Here is a 14,386-nt window from a genome sequence, read left to right as displayed (position 1 = left end):
TGATGTTGACGGAGTCAGAGCCCTTTCCTGCGGAAAGGGATCCGACCGCGCAGCAGCCGGCCAGCGGCCGGCACTACCGTCGGGGTCGCCGGTCTTCCTGGTCGTCACCGAAGATGATGCGCGCGCTGCGCTGGTAGCTCCAGTACGCCACCGCCCAGTTCAGCAGCACCACGACGCGGTTGCGGAAACCGATCAGGAAGAACACGTGTGCGGCCAGCCAGAACCACCAGGCGAGGACGCCCGAGAGTTGCAGCCTGCCCAGGTGCACGATCGCGGCCATGCGGCCGATGGTGGCCAGGTTGCCGAAGTCGGCGTACTTGAAGGGACCTGGTGCCGGCTTGTTGTGCAGGCGCGCGCGGATCACCTCGGCCACGTACTTGCCCATCTGCTTGGCGGCGGGTGCCACGCCAGGCACCGGCTTGCCGTTGGCCTGGTTCAGCGCGGCCAGATCGCCGGCCACGAACAGTTCCGGGTGGTCAGGCAGGGTGAGGTCGGGCTGCACCTGCACGCGGCCGGCGCGGTCCAGCGGCACATCCAGGGTGCGCGCCAGCGGTGAAGCGGCCACACCGGCGGCCCAGACCACGGTGCGGGCCGGTACGAACTGATCGCCGAGCTTGAAGCCCTGGCTGTCGATGTCGCTCACCGGGGTACCGGTCAATACTTCCACGCCCAGTTTTTCCAGTTGCCGCCGTGCCTTCAGCGAAAGCACTTCCGGGAACGAAGACAACACGCGCGGGCCGGCTTCGACCAGCCGCACCTTGGCGCTGGCCGGGTCGATGTGGCGGAACTCATTGCGCAGCGTATGCCGCGCGATTTCGGCCAAGGTGCCGGCCAGTTCAACACCGGTGGGGCCGCCGCCGACCACGGCGAAGCTCAGCCACGCGGCCTTCTTCGCCGGGTCCGGTTCGGCCTCGGCACGTTCGAATGCCAGCAGCAGCTTGCGGCGCAGCGCGATGGCATCGTCCAGCGTCTTCAGGCCGGGGGCATCATCGGCCCACTGGTCGTTGCCGAAGTAGGCGTGGGTGGCACCCGTGGCCAGCAGCAGAGTGTCGTAGTCCAGCGTGCTGCCATCGGCCATGCGGATCTGCCGGGCCTGCTTGTCGATGGTGACCACTTCGCCGAGGCGGACTTCCACATTGCGCTGGTGGCCGAGGATGTGGCGCAGCGGTGCGGCGATATCCGGGGCGGACAGGCCGGCGGTGGCCACCTGGTACAGCAGCGGCTGGAACAGATGGTGGTTGCGGCGGTCGACCAGGGTGATGCGTATGCGCTCGCGGGCCAGGGCACGGGTGGCCCAGAGACCGGCAAAACCGCCGCCGACAACAACCAGGTGGGGAACGCGCTCGCGACTCATCGACTCACTCCAGTGGGGGCATGGGGGAAGCGCTTGGCATCTTCGCACGGCAGGCGGTTGTCACGTCAGCGCCCGCGCGGATCGGCGATACTCGGGTTCAGGCAACCGCCCGCGAGGAATCCATGAGCGAACCGGAAAAGCGCATCGCCCTGTTGATCGATGCCGACAACGCGCCGGCCTCGAAGATCGACGAGGTCCTGGCTGAAGTCGCCCGCTACGGCGTGGCCAACGTGCGCCGCGCCTATGGCAACTGGAAGAGCCCACGGTTGAAGGGATGGGAGGCGGTGCTGCACGAGTACGCGATCCGCCCGATCCAGCAGTTCGCCTACAGCAAGGGCAAGAACGCCTCGGACATGGCGATGGTGATCGATGCCATGGACCTGTTGTACGCGCGCAACCTCGATGGTTTTGCCATTGTGTCCAGCGATGCCGATTTCACCCCGATGGTGATGCGCCTGCTGACCGATGGCGTGAAGGTCTATGGCTTCGGTGAAAAGAAAACGCCGGAACCGTTCGTCAACGCCTGCTCGAAGTTCACCTATCTGGAAGCGCTGGGCCAGACCCATGCCAGCGTGCAGGACGTCGAGCAATCATCGAACGAGCAGGCACCGAACGAACCGGTGGCCAATGACGATGCCCGTCCGCGCAAGAGCGGCGCGGAAATGCGCAGCGATACGCGGCTGGTGAAGATGCTGCGGCGTGCGGTGTCCTCGGCCGAGGGCGAGGATGGCTGGTCGCACCTGGGCCCGGTCGGCAGCCAGATCGGCAACCAGGCCTCGTTCGACCCGCGCAACTATGGCTACGGCAAGCTCAGTGACCTGCTGGCAGCGATTGGCCTGTTCGAGCTGAAGAAGGACGGCAAGTCCTCCTACGTGCGCGCGCTGCCGAAAAAGAACCGGTAGCTCCGGCTGCTGGCCAAAGAAGAACCGGTAGTGCCGGCCGCTGGCCGGCAAGCCCCAGATGCCCGATTCCACATCCGCCACCCACATACCCACTCCGATCAGGCGTATCGTTGCCGCTCGCATTGCCAGCAAGGAAAACCCGCATGTTGAAGATCTGGGGCCGTCGCAATTCCAGCAACGTCCGCAAGGTGCTGTGGTGTGCCGAGGAGATCGGCCTGCCGTATGAATCCATCGAAGTCGGTGGCAGCCATGGCGGCACGCAGACACCGGAGTACCAGGCGATGAATCCCAACAGCCTGGTGCCGGTGATCGAGGACCATGGCCTGCCGCTGTGGGAATCGAACGCCATCGTGCGCTACCTGAGCGCGCGTTACGCGCTGGGTACGCTGTACGCCGAGGACCCGATGGAACGCGCCCAGGCCGAGAAGTGGATGGACTGGAGCACTTCGCGGATGGCGCCGATCTACAGTGACCTGATCTGGGGCATCATGCGCACCGCCCCGGCTGACCGCGACGAAGCGCGGATCAATGCCGCCATCGTGCGCGCCGGCGACTACCTGGCGATGGCCGACGCCACGTTGGCCAAACAGCCGTGGCTGTCGGGCGAGACGTTCGCGATGGGTGACATCCCGCTGGGCTCGCTGATCTATGCCTGGTTCGAACTGCCGATCCAGCGCCCGGAACTGCCACACCTGGCCGACTGGTACGCCCGCCTGCGCGAGCGGCCGGCCTACCAGCGCGGCGTGATGTCGCCGCTGACGTAAGCGAAGGCGTTCGGGGTCAGAGCCCTTTTCTGCGAAAAGGGATCCGACCCCAGGCCATCGGGGTCGGCCCCCCCGGCGGGTTCTGCGCGTGCCCTTAATACAGGTCCGTCGGATCCACATCCAGCGACCAGCGCACCTTGCGTGCTTCCGGCAGCGCGTACAACTGCGGCACCAAGTGCGAAAGCACACCGTGCAACGGCGGCCGCTGCAGCGCAGACAGCAGCAGCTGGGTGCGCTGGTAGCCGGCGCGGCGCGGCATCGGCGCCGGCATCGGCCCGTAGGCCTCGACCACGTTCTGTTCGCCCAGCAATTGCCGCGCGGCCAGCAGGAAGGCATTGGCATGCTCGATCTGCTGGGCTTCGGCACGCATCAACGCCAGGTGCGCGAACGGAGGGAATCCGGCGGCCTCGCGCTGGTTCAATTCGGCCTGCGCGAATGGGTGGTAGCCGCCGCTCACCAGCGTTTCCAGCAACGGATGCCCGGGATGGTGGGTCTGCAGCCAGACCTCGCCGGGATCGCGTGCACGGCCGGCGCGGCCAGCGACCTGGATCAGCTGCTGTGCCAGTTTTTCACTGGCACGGAAGTCGGCCGAGAACAGCCCTTCGTCGATGCCCACCACCACCACCAGGGTCAGCTTGGGCAGGTCGTGGCCCTTGGCCAGGATCTGCGTGCCGACCAGGATGCCGGGCTGGTCGCCCAGTTTCGCCAGCTGATGTTCCAGCGCGTCACGTCGCGAGGTGGTGCCGCGGTCGATGCGCACCACCGGAAAATCGGCGAAGGCCGCGGTGAGGTGCTCTTCCAGGCGTTCGGTGCCGATACCCTGCGGCTGCAGCGCCAGGCTGCCACAGGCCGGGCAGGCCAGCGGTGCCGGCTGCCGCGCACCGCAGTGGTGGCACTGCAGGCGACGGCCGCCACCATGCACGGTCATCGGTGCATCGCAGCGGTTGCAGGGGGCGGTCCAGCCGCAGTCATGGCACAGCAGCACCGGCGCGTAGCCGCGACGGTTCTTGAACACCAGCACCTGCTGGCCACGCTGCAGGTGTTCGCCGATTCCGGCCAGCACATCGGACGAGAGGCCGTCATGCAACGGCCGTTTGCGTACATCCAGGATTCGCACGCGCGGTGGCCGTGCATCGCCGGCACGCTGCTTCAGGCGCAGGTGGGTGTAGCGCCCGGCATAGGCGTTGTGCAGGGTTTCCAGCGAGGGCGTGGCGCTGCCCAGCAGCACCGGGATGCCGAGTGCCTTGGCGCGCACCAGAGCGAAATCGCGCGCGTGATAGCGGATGCCGTCCTGCTGCTTGTAGCTGCCGTCGTGTTCCTCGTCGACGATCAGCAGGCCGGCTTGCGGCAATGGCGTGAACACCGCCGAGCGGGTGCCGACAATGACGCGTGCTTCACCGCGTGATGCGGCCGCCCAGACGCGTGCGCGCTCGTTGTCGTTCAAGCCCGAATGCAGCGCGTGCACGGCGATGCCGAGGCGGCCGCGGAAGCGTGCCAGGGTCTGCGGAGTCAGGCCGATTTCCGGCACCAGCACCAGCGCCTGCCTGCCCTGTGCCAGGCAATGGATGATCGCCTGCAGGTAGACCTCGGTCTTGCCGCTGCCGGTCACGCCATCCAGCAGGAACGGCTGGAAACCCTCGGCGGCGTTGATCGCGGCCACGGCCTCGGCCTGGTCCGGGTTGAGGGTAGGGCCGGGCAGCGGCTGCGCGTGCTGCGGGGCCACACTCAGGGCGACGCGCTCGGCCAGCTCACGCTTGGCCAGGCTGCGCGCGGCGGTGCGCCAGTCCTGCATGCGTTCACCCAGCACGTCCTCATCCACGATGACTTCTGCCAGAAGTTCGGCCAGTTGCCGCGGGCGGCTGCCGGCGCGCAGCTTATCGCGCTGGGCGCGGCCTTCTGCGGTCAGCTGCCAGCCCCAGTGATGGGTGTCGGGCAGGGCTTCACCGTGGCGCAGCGGGCCGGGCAGTGCGGTGCTCAGCACCTCGCCCAGCGGCGCATGGGTATAGCGCGACAGCCATTGCAGGCTCTGCCACAGCTCGCCCTGCAGCAGCGGCTGCGGGTCGCACCACGCCAGCGCCTGGCGCAGGCCCTGACCGTCATCGGTCTGGCCATGGCCGACTACCACGCCAACCAGCTCGCGGTTGCCGAACGGCACCTTCAGGCGGCAGCCAACCGCCACCGCGGGAGCCTCGCCCTCCGGCGACAGGTAGTCGAACAGGCGGGGCAACGGGACGGGCAGGGCGACCTGCAGGGTCGGAATCGGTGAAAGCATCGGGGCAGTGTAACGGGCCATGCGCACGCGGATGGCAGGCGCGAGGGCGGCCGGGCGACGCCCGTTGAATCATAAATGTCACCTAAATATCGGTGTCCATTGGAGATTCAGTCTTATCCACATGTTCTGTGGATAAGACTGTGCGTTAACGGTCGGCGGGCGCGCAGGAGGCCGATGGCGACGGCCTCACGCTTGGGTTGGTCAAAAAATCGCCACACTTCAAAATCAATCAAAATCAATAACTTAAGTGTGAAACATTGCTGAAACAGAGTGAATTCAGCTGGATGCCGCAGTTTCCCGTGCAAGGGCCGTGGTGCTGTGCACAACCTGCAGCACGAAGTACCTGCGGGCGCAAGTCCTGCCGGGCGTCGATGGCCTGCCGCTATCATGCCGGCAGACCTTTGGAGTGACCGATGACGGCTGTGCCCGCCCCTGTTTCCTCGACCGCGGCCGGCGCGCTGTCGGCGTTCCTGCGTGGCGTCGAACGCCGTGCCCTGGTGGTGGCTGAACTGCAGTGCGGCGAAGCCGCCCGTGCCGAACAGACCCTGGTGGCGGTGATGCGCGCCTTTGCCGCCGTCGCCAGCGACCTGCCGATGGCGCAGTGGCCGACCCGCTTCTGGACCCTGCTGGGCCAGCGCCAGGCGCTGCGCGAACCGCTGGGCGGACAGTGGGCGCCACCGTTGGCCGCGCTGGGCGAGATGGGGCCGCTGCCGCGGCTGGCGCTGTTGCTGCGGGTGGGCGGCAGCCTGGAGGAGGGCATTGCCATGCGCGTGCTCGACCAGGACGAGGCCGGTTACCAGCAGTTGCTGGCCGATGCCTGTCCGCGCGATGCCCACGGCCAGCCCGATGCCTCGGCCTGGCGGCAGTTGGCCGAGCAGGTACAGCTGCGCATCCGCGACCTGCCGGCCAAGCGCCTGCAGCAGCTGCAACAACCGGCCGCACCGGCCACCAACAATGAAGCTCCTGCCTCCAGCTGGCGCGCACCGCAGCGGGATGAGCGTGCCGCCACCAATGGCAAGCGCCGCCGTGCGAACGCCAAGCCGCGTTGGCGCGGTCCGCTGATCCTGCTGCTGACCGTGGCGGTGCTGCTGGCCGCCGCGCTGGGCTGGCGCCATTGGCAGGGCCGTGCGCTCGGTAGCGATGCACCGCTGCCGGAAGGCGTGGTGGGCGATGCCGGTCCGGTCACGGTGGAGGCGTTGCCGCCGAGCAAAGTCAACGCCGCGCCGGATGCGACCCCGGCCCAGGCTGCCGACGACGCCACGATGCTGGCCGACCGCGACTATCCGCTGGTGGCCGATGCCGACCTGTATGCGTGGACGGCCGCTGGCGGCCCGCTGCCGGTGGACGAATCGCAATCCAAGCCGAGCCGGCCGGAGCCGGCCAGCGCCACGCTGGAAACCGCTGCTGCCGATGAATAAGACCGTGTTCGCCAGCCTGCTGCTGGCCCTGCCGCTGTCGCTGTCGGCCACGCCGCAGACCGTCAACGTGCCGCTGCCACCGCCGTCGCCCGGGATTCCGACGGTGGCGCCGACGCCCGCCGCGGCACCGCCGGCGTTTGCCCACCTGGATGCCCAGCAGCAGCGCCAGCGCCGTGCCGACTACGAGGCGTGGCGGGCGTTGCCGGAAGGTGAGCGTGAGCGTATCCGCCAGGCTGCAGCGCGTTTCAGTGCGCTGCCGGCCGATCAGCAGCAGCGCCTGCGCCAGCAGTTCCAGGCGCAGGACCAGGCATTCCGCGAAGGCTGGCGGCTGGGCCCGCAGCTGGGCCTGGAATTCCCCAAGCTGCATGGTCTGTTTGGCTTCGTGCCGCCGGAACAGCGCGAGGCCGCGCTGGCCGTGCTGCGCCAGCTCAGCCCGGCGCAGCTGGCCCAGCTGACCCTGGTCGCGCAGCGCACGCCGCCGCAGGAACGCGACGCGGTGCGCAGCGCCTTCCTCGCCGTGCCCGCCGCCGAGCGCGACAGCTGGCTCAAGCGCCAGGCCGGGCAGTAGAAAGAAAAGGGACGGAGGGGATTAAGTCGTATTCGGCACAGTCGGGCTTGAAACGACTTAATTCCCTCCGTCCCCTTTTTCTGTTCGTAACGCGATCGCAACGCGTGATGCCGGGGGCTGCTGAAACCCAGCATTCACGCCATGTCATGGGAATGCGCGCGCTGCGCGCGTAAGATGACCGGCCGCAACCCGGTGCCTGTGCCCTTCGCGCGCAACCGCAGTTCGCGTCAAGCACCTTATGTCTACTGCAACCTCCACGCCGCGCTTCAGCAAGGAAGTCGGCGCCACCGGTCTGCTCGCCCTGCCGCTTGTGCTCGGGCATGTCTCCACCGGTCTGATCTCCTTCGTCGACAACGTCATTGCCGGCCACCACGCCACAGCGACCCTGGCCGCGGTGACCATCGGCACGGCGCTCTTGTGGCTGCCGATGTTGATCCCGATCGGTACCCTGATCTCGCTCACCGCCTCGGTGTCGCAGCTGCATGGCGCTGGCCGTGAACGCGAGATCGGCCCGCTGTTCCGCCAGGCGCTGTGGTTGGCGCTGGGCCTGGGCCTGATCATGTTCACCTTCCTCACCGTAGTGCCGCCGTTGCTGCCTGCGTTCGGCATCGCGCCGGACATCGTGCCGGGGGCGACCGCGTTCCTGCATGCGGTGCGCTGGGGTGGCCCGGCACTGACCCTGTACTTCTGCATGCGCTACCTCAGCGAGGGCATGCACTGGACCCTGCCGACCATGCTGATCGGCTTCGGCGGCCTGCTGGTGCTGGCACCAATGGGTTACGTGCTGGCCAACGGCAAGCTCGGCTTCCCGGAAATGGGTGCCGAAGGCCTCGGCATCGCCTCGGCGGTGATGATGTGGCTGCAGGCGATCGCCTTCGCCACCTACCTGTGGTTCACCAAGCGCTTCGCCCATCTGCAGCTGTTCTCGCACTTCGAAGGCCCGCGCTGGCCGGCGATCTGGGACCTGCTGCGCACCGGCCTGCCGATCGGCATCACCGTGCTGATGGAGGGCGGCCTGTTCATCGTTACCGCGCTGCTGATCGGCCGCCTCGGTGCCAATGAAGCGGCCGCGCACCAGATCGCGATCAACGTCGCCCAGCTGTGCTTCATGATCCCGATGGGCGTGGCCGAGGCCACCACCGTGCGCGTCGGCCATGCGGTCGGCCGTGGCGATGGCTTCGGCGTGCGCCGTGCGGCCTGGGCCGGCTACGCGATCATCATGGGCACGCAGACCCTGTCGGCGGCGGTGCTGCTGTTCGGCCATGACGCCATCGTCGGTGTCTACACCAACGACCTGGCAGTGGCCGGGCTGGCCTCGACCCTGCTGCTGTACGCGGCCACCTTCCAGTTCCCGGATGGCATCCAGGTGCTGTCGGCGGGCGCGTTGCGCGGCCTGAAGGACACCCGCGTGCCGATGTTCATCGCCATGTTCGCGTACTGGGGCCTGGGCATGCCGCTCGGCGCCGGGCTCGGCCTGGGCCTGGGCATGGGCCCGCAGGGCATGTGGATCGGCCTGATCGTCGGCCTCACCGCCGCCGCCATCCTGATGGGCTGGCGCCTGCGCCGCAGCAGCCTGCGCATCGGGCAGTCCAGCCTGTCCTGATCCGTCCCGCCCGCCCCGGCGACCCGTGGCGGGCGATCCCCTGACTTGTGTCCGATGCCGCATCACGCGGCACCGGCTATGCTGGCAGTACGGCAAGAAGCCTTCCGGAGCGTTCCATGAATCAACCCGTGCCCCCGCTGCCCCCGGCGCGTCGCAACCCCGTCGCCAGTTTCTTCATCGGGCTGTGGGACGTCATGAATTTCACCCGCCGGTTGATCCTCAACCTGGTGTTCTTCGGCCTGCTGTTCCTGCTGCTGGTGATGTTCGTCATCGCCGCCGGCATGGGTGCCGGTGCCAGCAAATCGCTGCAGGACCGCACCACCCTGGTGATCGCGCCGGAAGGCCGCCTGGTCGAGCAGTTCAGCGCTGACCCGGTCAGCCGCGCACTGGCCAAAGCGGTGGGCGACAACGGTGCCGAAGAGATCCAGCTGCGTGACCTGCTGCGGGTGATCGAGTCGGCCAAGGAAGACAAGAAGATCGAGCGCGTGGTGCTGGAGCTGGACAAGCTGCAGCCGTCGGGCTTCGCGTCGCTGCGTGAAGTGGCCGCTGCGCTGCAGGACCTGCGTGCATCCGGCAAGCAGCTGGTGGCTTACAGCGAGAGCATGGGCCAGTCGCAGTACCTGCTGGCCGCGCAGGCCGATGAGGTCTACCTGGACCCGATGGGGTCGGTGGTGCTCGAGGGCCTGGGCCGCTACCGCCAGTACTTCCGCACCGGCCTGCAGGACAAGCTGGGCGTGGACGTGCACCTGTTCAAGGTGGGCGAGTACAAGTCCGCCGCCGAGCCGTACGTGCTCGACGCCGCTTCGCCGGCATCCAAGGAAGCCGATCTGTTCTGGATGAACGACGTGTGGCAGCGCTACCTGGGCGACATCGCCAAGGCCCGCCGCCTGGATCCGGCACAGCTGGCCGCCGGCATCGACACGCTGCCGGAAGGCATCTCCGCCGCCGGTGGCGACCTGGCCAAGTTCGCCCTGCAGCAGAAGCTGGTGACCTCGCTGAAGACCCGCGAGGAGTTCGAGGATCTGATGATCGAGCGCGGCGTGGCTGACGACGATGCCGACGGTGGTTTCCGCAACGTCGACTTCGGCAGCTACCTGGGCCAGCTCGATGCGCGCCGCAACCCGGTGGACTCGCGTCCGCAGGTGGCGGTGGTGGTGGCCGCCGGCGAGATCAGCGGTGGCGACCTGCCGGCCGGCCGCATCGGTGGCGAGTCGACCTCGGCACTGCTGCGTGCCGCGCGTGACGATGAGAACGTGAAGTCCGTGGTGCTGCGCGTCAATTCGCCGGGTGGTGAGGTGTTCGCCTCCGAGCAGATCCGTCGCGAAGTGGTGGCCCTGCAGGCTGCCGGCAAGCCGGTGGTGGTGTCGATGGGCGACCTGGCCGCCTCCGGTGGTTACTGGATCAGCATGAATGCCGACCGCATCTACGCCGATCCGTCGACCATCACCGGTTCGATCGGCATCTTCGGCATGGTGCCGAACTTCAGCCGCGCGCTGGACAAGATCGGTGTGCACACCGACGGCGTCGGCACGACCCGCTTCGCCGGTGCCTTCGACGTCACCCGCCCGATGGACCCGGCGGTGGGCCAGGTCATCCAGTCGGTGATCAACAAGGGTTACGCCGACTTCACCGGTCGCGTTGCCGACGCCCGCAAGAAGCCGGTCGAGGCGGTCGACGAAGTGGCCCGTGGCCGCGTGTGGAGCGGTGCGCAGGCCAAGGAACGTGGCCTGGTCGACGCCTTCGGTGGCCTGAAGGATGCGGTGGCCGATGCCGCCAGCCGTGCCAAGCTGGGCAAGGCCGATGCCTATCGCGTACGTTACATCGAGAAGGCGGCAACGCCGTTCGCGCAGTTCGTCAGCGGCTTCGCTGGCAGCCGTGCCGGTGCCTGGATGCTGTCCGACTCGGGCATGGCGCGGATGATGCTGGCGCGTGCGATGCCGGAAGTGGATACGCAGCTGCGCTTCGTCGAGAACGCGGCCCGCGACAAGGGCAACGGCGCGCCGGTGAAGGCACTGGCGTACTGCTTCTGCGGGTTCTGATCGGAAGTCCATCCACGCATGGCGTGGATCGACTGAGTACGCCCGGCCCCGGCCGGGCGTTCTCGTTCATGGGGTCGGATCCCTTTGCTCCGCAAAGGGCTCTGACCCCACAGGTCATTGCGTCGCGTCGGCCTCGGCCTTCTGCTCGCGTGCGGCAGCATCTTCCACGGCCTTCTGCGCGCTCTTGGCGCGGTCCAGCGGCTCATGCATCGCACGGGTCATTGCCTGCGGTGCCGGTGGCTTCTCCGGGTTGGGCGTCGGCGGCCGTTGGCACGCCGCCAGCAGCACGGCGGCCAGCAGGGACGTGGACACGATCAGGATGCGCATGGCGGCTCTCCGCAGTGGGCGTGCGTGCAGTGTCGCATTCCGGGCAGGGAGCTGCCGTGAGCGCGTATCCTTGCCGCATCGAAACACAGCGGGCGCGGCCCCGGAGGACACATGACCCAGCAACGGTGGCGCCTGGACGGCCAGACCGCCCTGATCACCGGCGCCAGCGCCGGAATCGGCCTTGCGATCGCGCATGAACTGGCTGGCTTCGGTGCCGACCTGATGATCGTCGGGCGCGATATCGACATGCTGGAGACCGCGCGCGACGAGCTGCTGGATGTGTATCCGCAGATGCAGGTGCACGCGCTGGCTGCCGATGTTTCCGATGACGAAGACCGCCGGCAGATCCTGGACTGGGTGGAAGACCATAGCGATGGCCTGCACATCCTGGTCAACAACGCCGGCGGCAACATCAGCAAAGCGGCTACCGAGTATTCCGAGGACGAGTGGCGCAACATCTTCGAGACCAACCTGTTCTCTGCGTTCGAACTGTCGCGCTACGCGCACCCCCTGCTGGCACGCCATGCCTCGTCATCCATCGTCAACGTCGGCAGCGTATCCGGCCTGACCCATGTGCGCAGCGGCGTGGTCTACGGCATGAGCAAGGCGGCGATGCACCAGATGACCCGCAACCTGGCCGTCGAGTGGGCCGAGGATGGCATCCGGGTCAACGCGGTGGCGCCGTGGTACATCCGCACGCGGCGCACGTCCGGCCCGTTGTCGGACCCGGACTACTACGAGGAAGTGATCAACCGCACGCCGATGCGCCGCATCGGGGAGCCGGAGGAAGTGGCTGCGGCCGTGGGCTTCCTGTGCCTGCCGGCCGCCAGCTATGTCACCGGTGAGTGCATCGCGGTGGATGGTGGTTTCCTGCGCTACGGGTTCTGATCATGAGGTGGTAGTGCCGGCCGCTGGCCGGCAACCGCAGGATCTTCAGATGATTGCAGTTGCCGGCCAGCGGCCGGCACTACCGGGTGGCCGTCACCCCGGCACAGGACAGTTGCTGGCCTCCAGCACGCCCTGCAGCCGCTCGCGCTCGCTGCGTGCGCCGTCGAGGTTCTCCGGTGCGGCGAAACGCTCGCGGCCGCGTGCATCGCGGAAGCGCTGCTGCCAGCCGCCGCACCGCTGCGCTTCGGGCAGTTCCTCGCAGCGATCACGTACCACTTCGCAGCTGGCTGCATTCTCCGGCGTGACCCCGCCAAGACCCTGCACCGTCAACAGTTCGCAACGCCCGGGTGAAGCCTCATATTCATGCAGGTAGCCACTCCCCTGGTTGTCGTTGCACTGGAAGATCGATGGCGGTGGTGGTTTGGATGACGCGTCCTTGGCGGCCTGGGCATCAGCATCGCGGCGCAAGGTGGCGCTGTCGAGAATCAGGTCGCCGCCTTCGCGTTCGACCATGCCCGCTTCCATGATCGTGCGCCCTTCGTCGGCGCGCCGCGGGGCTGCTGTGGCCTCAGGCGCCGCGATGGGGTCGGACGCTGCGAGCGTGGGCGCTTCGATGAGGGCCGGTGCAGGTGCAGGGGACGCTGCAACCGCCGCGGGTTGCGTGCTGGACGGATCGGGCACGCGCAGCACCTGCTGTTTGCTGCCGGCGGGGCAGGGGGTGCGTTGCAGGGTAGGGACGTCACTGCTGCCGGAAGTGCAACGGTAGATCACGCCCTCTTCGGCCAGTGCGCTGCCGGGCAGCAGCACCAGGGCCAGCCAGATCACTCTTTTCATGCACACAGCGTACAGGCTGCGAAGGTGGTTGGCGCTCAGCGCTGGCAGTCGCGCGACACGCGTGCGTCGATGCCGCGCTGTTCGTTGCTGATGGCCGTACGCTCGCTCTGCAGCGCGCTGTTGTAGCGGCGGTCCAGTTCCCAGCGGCGGTCACGCAGGCGCGCGCAGACTTCCTGCGGTGGCAGCGCATGGCAGCTGTCGCGCACCAGGACGCTGCCGGCCGGAACCTGTACCCCCATGCCCACCGAGGGCGGACGATAACCCGCGCCTTCACCGATGGGGGTCCCGACCGGTGTACCGAAGGCCGGGCGCGGTCCGGGATAGGCCGGGCCACGATGCCCATGCGGCAGCCAGACACTGGTCCACAACGGGACCCAGCGCGGATTGCCGTCGTTGTTGTCGCTGGTATAGCGCCGGCCATCCTCGGCCACGCACTCGTACATCGGCTGCGGCGGCTGGATGTAGACGTGGCGTACTTCGCGCTCGCGGATGACCGGGGTTTCGCTGGGCGGCAATGGCGTGGCGTCACTGCGCACCACACGCGGCGCAGGATCGCGCGGACGCTGCAGGTCGCGCACTTCCTGGCGGCCGCTGTTGCAGGGCGTGTCCTGCAGCGCCACGGCACCGTTGCTGGCCACGCAGCGGTATACGCGCACGTCCTCGGCGGCCGGTGCCGTCCAAGGCAGCAGCAGGCTCAGGCCCAAGGTGGCACGCAGCAGGTTCATGGCGGCAGGGTGCGCGATTGTCGGTGGCTGTGCAATCGCCGGCTCAGGAGCGCAGCACGTTGCCGCTGAGCGCGTCGCGGATCGGCGTCGGCTGGGCCAGGCCGCCGGTCTCGCCATCGAGGATGCCGTCGAGCAGGCGCAACAGGCGTGGGTCGAGTTCCTCGCGGCTGCGTGCCGGTGGTTCGCCGGCCAGGTTGGCGCTGGTGGACACCAGCGGGCCACCCCAGGCGCGGCATAGCGCGGCCACCAGCGGGTGGGCACTGATGCGCACGGCAATGCCGCTGTGCTCGCCGGTAATCCACAGTTGGGCGCGTGGGCCGGCAGGCAGGATCCAGGTGTTGGCGCCGGGCCAGCTGGCCAGCACCGCGCGCTGGCGGGCATCGGGCAATGCCTGCAGGCGCACCCAGCCTTCCAGCTGCGCCAGCTCGGCGGCGACCAGGATCATGCCTTTCTCGATCGGGCGCTGCTTCAGCCGCAGCACCATGTGCACGGCGGCTTCGTGCGAGGGATCGCAGCCCAGGCCCCAGACCGCTTCGGTCGGATAGGCAATCACGCCGCCTGCGCGGAGCGAGGCGACAGCGGAGTCCAGGGTGAGTTCTTTCATGGCGGCGACCGGCCCGGCGTGGGTCTTCATTATCCCCCCGCTGCGTGCAGATAGGGTGGAACCAGGCACCCTGGTAGTGCCGGCCGCT

13 protein-coding genes are annotated in these 14,386 nt (G+C 68.1%); 7 read left to right on the top strand and 6 right to left on the bottom strand.

Annotation, left to right across the window (positions count from 1 at the left end):
* Nucleotides 1-73 precede the first annotated feature (73 nt).
* Nucleotides 74-1,354, bottom strand: coding sequence for an NAD(P)/FAD-dependent oxidoreductase (locus tag SMAL_RS18300; protein ID WP_006396222.1), 1,281 nt, complete (start codon nt 1,352-1,354; stop codon nt 74-76).
* A 122-nt stretch (nt 1,355-1,476) separates the two neighbouring features.
* Here SMAL_RS18300 and SMAL_RS18295 point away from each other — a divergent pair, with 122 nt between their 5' ends.
* Together SMAL_RS18295 and SMAL_RS18290 are read left to right on the top strand one after the other, a co-directional pair.
* Nucleotides 1,477-2,256, top strand: coding sequence for an NYN domain-containing protein (locus SMAL_RS18295; RefSeq protein ID WP_012512235.1), 780 nt, complete (start codon nt 1,477-1,479; stop codon nt 2,254-2,256).
* A 143-nt stretch (nt 2,257-2,399) separates the two neighbouring features.
* On the top strand, nt 2,400-3,020 hold the full coding sequence (locus SMAL_RS18290) for a glutathione S-transferase family protein (protein WP_012512234.1): 621 nt from the start codon (nt 2,400-2,402) through the stop codon (nt 3,018-3,020).
* Nucleotides 3,021-3,114: 94 nt separating this feature from the next.
* On the opposite strand, the gene SMAL_RS18285 is transcribed toward SMAL_RS18290, so the two are convergent.
* Entirely contained in the window at nt 3,115-5,292 is a 2,178-nt protein-coding gene (locus SMAL_RS18285) for a primosomal protein N' (RefSeq protein ID WP_041864688.1), read from the bottom strand.
* Between the two features lie 413 nt (nt 5,293-5,705).
* Here SMAL_RS18285 and SMAL_RS18280 point away from each other — a divergent pair, with 413 nt between their 5' ends.
* The 4 genes from SMAL_RS18280 (at nt 5,706) to sppA (ending at nt 10,920) form a co-directional block, all read left to right on the top strand.
* On the top strand, nt 5,706-6,710 hold the full coding sequence (locus SMAL_RS18280) for a hypothetical protein (protein ID WP_012512232.1): 1,005 nt from the start codon (nt 5,706-5,708) through the stop codon (nt 6,708-6,710).
* Nucleotides 6,703-7,278 carry a DUF3106 domain-containing protein gene (locus SMAL_RS18275; RefSeq protein ID WP_012512231.1) on the top strand — a complete coding sequence of 192 codons (576 nt, stop codon included), beginning with the start codon at nt 6,703-6,705 and terminating at the stop codon, nt 7,276-7,278. The genes SMAL_RS18280 and SMAL_RS18275 overlap by 8 nt, the downstream gene beginning before the upstream one ends.
* Before the next feature lie 238 nt (nt 7,279-7,516).
* Complete coding sequence (locus SMAL_RS18270) at nt 7,517-8,881, top strand: MATE family efflux transporter (protein WP_006396212.1); 1,365 nt, start codon at nt 7,517-7,519, stop codon at nt 8,879-8,881.
* Nucleotides 8,882-8,997: 116 nt separating this feature from the next.
* A complete protein-coding gene (sppA, locus tag SMAL_RS18265; protein WP_012512230.1) occupies nt 8,998-10,920 on the top strand; it encodes a signal peptide peptidase SppA in 1,923 nt (640 codons plus the stop codon).
* A gap of 114 nt (nt 10,921-11,034) precedes the next feature.
* Here the strand turns inward: sppA and SMAL_RS18260 are convergent, their stop codons facing one another.
* On the bottom strand, nt 11,035-11,247 hold the full coding sequence (locus tag SMAL_RS18260) for a hypothetical protein (RefSeq protein ID WP_012512229.1): 213 nt from the start codon (nt 11,245-11,247) through the stop codon (nt 11,035-11,037).
* A gap of 111 nt (nt 11,248-11,358) precedes the next feature.
* Between SMAL_RS18260 and SMAL_RS18255 the strand changes: the two genes are divergently transcribed.
* Nucleotides 11,359-12,135, top strand: coding sequence for an SDR family oxidoreductase (locus SMAL_RS18255; protein WP_012512228.1), 777 nt, complete (start codon nt 11,359-11,361; stop codon nt 12,133-12,135).
* A 93-nt stretch (nt 12,136-12,228) separates the two neighbouring features.
* On the opposite strand, the gene SMAL_RS18250 is transcribed toward SMAL_RS18255, so the two are convergent.
* Genes SMAL_RS18250 through tsaC form a run of 3 tightly spaced genes read right to left on the bottom strand, consistent with a single transcriptional unit; the run spans nt 12,229 to nt 14,328 of the window.
* Nucleotides 12,229-12,969, bottom strand: coding sequence for a hypothetical protein (locus SMAL_RS18250; protein WP_012512227.1), 741 nt, complete (start codon nt 12,967-12,969; stop codon nt 12,229-12,231).
* Nucleotides 12,970-13,004: 35 nt separating this feature from the next.
* Nucleotides 13,005-13,694, bottom strand: coding sequence for a hypothetical protein (locus SMAL_RS18245; RefSeq protein WP_012512226.1), 690 nt, complete (start codon nt 13,692-13,694; stop codon nt 13,005-13,007).
* A gap of 43 nt (nt 13,695-13,737) precedes the next feature.
* On the bottom strand, nt 13,738-14,328 hold the full coding sequence (gene tsaC / locus SMAL_RS18240) for an L-threonylcarbamoyladenylate synthase type 1 TsaC (protein WP_012512225.1): 591 nt from the start codon (nt 14,326-14,328) through the stop codon (nt 13,738-13,740).
* Nucleotides 14,329-14,386: the final 58 nt, after the last annotated feature.

It is taken from the genome of Stenotrophomonas maltophilia R551-3 (genome assembly GCF_000020665.1).
GTDB classification, from domain to species: domain Bacteria; phylum Pseudomonadota; class Gammaproteobacteria; order Xanthomonadales; family Xanthomonadaceae; genus Stenotrophomonas; species Stenotrophomonas maltophilia_L.
This window is presented reverse-complemented; position numbering and strand designations above follow the sequence as displayed.

What these genes read in the sequence shown, in the direction of transcription:
- SMAL_RS18300 (WP_006396222.1), bottom strand. Translation starts at nt 1,354, where the DNA reads ATGAGTCGCGAGCGCGTTCCCCACCTGGTTGTTGTCGGCGGCGGTTTT.
- SMAL_RS18295 (WP_012512235.1), top strand. Translation starts at nt 1,477, where the DNA reads ATGAGCGAACCGGAAAAGCGCATCGCCCTGTTGATCGATGCCGACAAC.
- SMAL_RS18290 (WP_012512234.1), top strand. Translation starts at nt 2,400, where the DNA reads ATGTTGAAGATCTGGGGCCGTCGCAATTCCAGCAACGTCCGCAAGGTG.
- SMAL_RS18285 (WP_041864688.1), bottom strand. Translation starts at nt 5,292, where the DNA reads ATGCTTTCACCGATTCCGACCCTGCAGGTCGCCCTGCCCGTCCCGTTG.
- SMAL_RS18280 (WP_012512232.1), top strand. Translation starts at nt 5,706, where the DNA reads ATGACGGCTGTGCCCGCCCCTGTTTCCTCGACCGCGGCCGGCGCGCTG.
- SMAL_RS18275 (WP_012512231.1), top strand. Translation starts at nt 6,703, where the DNA reads ATGAATAAGACCGTGTTCGCCAGCCTGCTGCTGGCCCTGCCGCTGTCG.
- SMAL_RS18270 (WP_006396212.1), top strand. Translation starts at nt 7,517, where the DNA reads ATGTCTACTGCAACCTCCACGCCGCGCTTCAGCAAGGAAGTCGGCGCC.
- sppA (WP_012512230.1), top strand. Translation starts at nt 8,998, where the DNA reads ATGAATCAACCCGTGCCCCCGCTGCCCCCGGCGCGTCGCAACCCCGTC.
- SMAL_RS18260 (WP_012512229.1), bottom strand. Translation starts at nt 11,247, where the DNA reads ATGCGCATCCTGATCGTGTCCACGTCCCTGCTGGCCGCCGTGCTGCTG.
- SMAL_RS18255 (WP_012512228.1), top strand. Translation starts at nt 11,359, where the DNA reads ATGACCCAGCAACGGTGGCGCCTGGACGGCCAGACCGCCCTGATCACC.
- SMAL_RS18250 (WP_012512227.1), bottom strand. Translation starts at nt 12,969, where the DNA reads ATGAAAAGAGTGATCTGGCTGGCCCTGGTGCTGCTGCCCGGCAGCGCA.
- SMAL_RS18245 (WP_012512226.1), bottom strand. Translation starts at nt 13,694, where the DNA reads ATGAACCTGCTGCGTGCCACCTTGGGCCTGAGCCTGCTGCTGCCTTGG.
- tsaC (WP_012512225.1), bottom strand. Translation starts at nt 14,328, where the DNA reads ATGAAGACCCACGCCGGGCCGGTCGCCGCCATGAAAGAACTCACCCTG.